Here is a 2,500-nt window from a genome sequence, read left to right on the forward strand (position 1 = left end):
CGGGAGGCGTATTCTACACATCCGTGCCGCTGAATCAAGTGATTTTTAGCAGCTTTTTTTCGGTGATTCGTGAAGCGAAACGCTTTCTCGAACCCCGGCAAGTTCGTTTCCGATCTTGCTTGAAGTGGCGCGCATTATAGCGACCTCTCCGTGCTTGGCAAGCTCTTTTTTCAAAAGATTTTTTTTAAGAAAATCAACGACTTAGAGCTGCCTTCCCGCTACTGCCTGAGCAGCGAGGAGGCGAACTATACGGACTTCAGGGAGGCTCCGCAAGAACTTTATGTAATAAATTTTCAAAATGGTTTTTGGTTAAAAATCAAACTGTAAATGCATCCCCTGATGGTGGAAACGGAAAATATAACTATGAATAAAGTCCTCACATTACTATCGGGGAATATGCGCGTAGTTTTTTAAAAGCACGGCACTATCCACACTATTTGGCAGCCAGATTGAATAACTATCAGGGATACTATGCTCTAGGGGATAACTTTCTGGGAGTATTTAGTAGCTTACTAACTCTGGTAGTTTTGAAGCCATTAAAAATACAAACCTATAGTTCATGAAAGTAGTTTTAAGTGTGTATCCAGCGGCAAATTTTTGCAGAAGCTCTGAAAAACTTGAGAAAGAAACGTAAAGATTTTTTAGGGGTTTAGTTTTTGGAGTGAAAACTGACTAATTTATTTAGAGCTATTTTTGCAAGTTATCGGAAACACTGGACCCACACCGTAGGCGGGCAGTGCTCATCAGCCTGCGGTGCATGGCTCCGGATTTGTGAACGGCTCACATAGCAGCGCAGGCACGCGAAATAGTGAAAATATTTACCGTACCCTAAAAAGAAAACCCCGGCAGTGCAGCTGGTGTAGGTTTTTTTATTAGAAACCTGACAGCTGGTGAAGGTTTAGCCTGCCGAAGGCCACTCCGAGGGTGAGAGCCACAGGCTCGAACCACTATGACTTTGCACGCAGCGCGTCTCTCTTCTTTCCCTTTCTTAGTTTTTTTATTTTTGTTTTTTTAAAATATTTTTCAGCCATAAAAAAAGGGCCACCCTGTTGGGTGGCCCTTTTCGGATTAGAAGCCTGACGATGACCTACTCTCACATGGGGAAGCCCCACACTACCATCGGCGATGTTGCGTTTCACTTCTGAGTTCGGCAAGGGATCAGGTGGTTCCACAACTCTATTGTCGTCAGGCAAACTGGCTTGGGTTGGCGTTGGTCTTATAAGCAATGTGCTTGGCCTGCCGCGTTATCGCTGTTTGCCTCGGTCATGTTATTGACCGGCGATAACCCCAAATAAGTCGGTAAAACAATCTGTAGTAATACACCGCAAGCGATCGTATGTCTCTAACTCACAATCCGCTAGCTTAGCTAGTCGTTAGTAACCATCTCTGTTGTATGGTCAAGCCGCACGGGCAATTAGTACTGGTTAGCTCAACGCCTCACAACGCTTCCACACCCAGCCTATCAACGTGGTAGTCTTCCACGGCCCTTCAGGAGGCTCAAGGCCTCAGGGAGATCTTATCTTGAAGGAGGCTTCCCGCTTAGATGCTTTCAGCGGTTATCCCGTCCGAACATAGCTACCCGGCAATGCCACTGGCGTGACAACCGGAACACCAGAGGTTCGTTCACTCCGGTCCTCTCGTACTAGGAGCAACTCTTCTCAAATCTCCAACGCCCACGGCAGATAGGGACCGAACTGTCTCACGACGTTCTAAACCCAGCTCGCGTACCACTTTAAATGGCGAACAGCCATACCCTTGGGACCGGCTTCAGCCCCAGGATGTGATGAGCCGACATCGAGGTGCCAAACACCGCCGTCGATGTGAACTCTTGGGCGGTATCAGCCTGTTATCCCCGGAGTACCTTTTATCCGTTGAGCGATGGCCCTTCCATACAGAACCACCGGATCACTATGACCTACTTTCGTACCTGCTCGACATGTCTGTCTCGCAGTCAAGCGCACTTATACCATTATGCTCATTGCATGATTTCCGACCATGCTGAGTGCACCTTCGTACTCCTCCGTTACTCTTTGGGAGGAGACCGCCCCAGTCAAACTACCCACCATACACTGTCCTCGATCCGGATAACGGACCAGAGTTAGAACCTCAAACATACCAGGGTGGTATTTCAAGGACGGCTCCACAACAACTAGCGTCATTGCTTCAAAGCCTCCCACCTATCCTACACAAATAGGCTCAAAGTTCAGTGCAAAGCTGTAGTAAAGGTTCACGGGGTCTTTCCGTCTAGCCGCGGGTACACTGCATCTTAACAGCGATTTCAATTTCACTGAGTCTCTGGTGGAGACAGCGTGGCCATCGTTACGCCATTCGTGCAGGTCGGAACTTACCCGACAAGGAATTTCGCTACCTTAGGACCGTTATAGTTACGGCCGCCGTTTACCGGGGCTTCGATCAAGAGCTTCGCCGAAGCTAACCCCATCAATTAACCTTCCGGCACCGGGCAGGCGTCACACCCTATACGTCCTCTTACGAGTTTGCA

General features: G+C 48.3%; 2 rRNA genes (1 of these 2 only partly in view). Both read right to left on the minus strand.

Annotated elements, in window-relative coordinates:
- Positions 1-1,074: 1,074 nt before the first annotated feature.
- Positions 1,075-1,190, minus strand: a 5S ribosomal RNA gene (gene rrf / locus ACJJI8_RS05010).
- A 203-nt stretch (positions 1,191-1,393) separates the two neighbouring features.
- Positions 1,394-2,500, minus strand: a 23S ribosomal RNA gene (locus tag ACJJI8_RS05015); it runs 1,775 nt beyond the window's last position.

This window comes from Microbulbifer maximicatervae (SeqCode), from assembly GCF_052467695.1.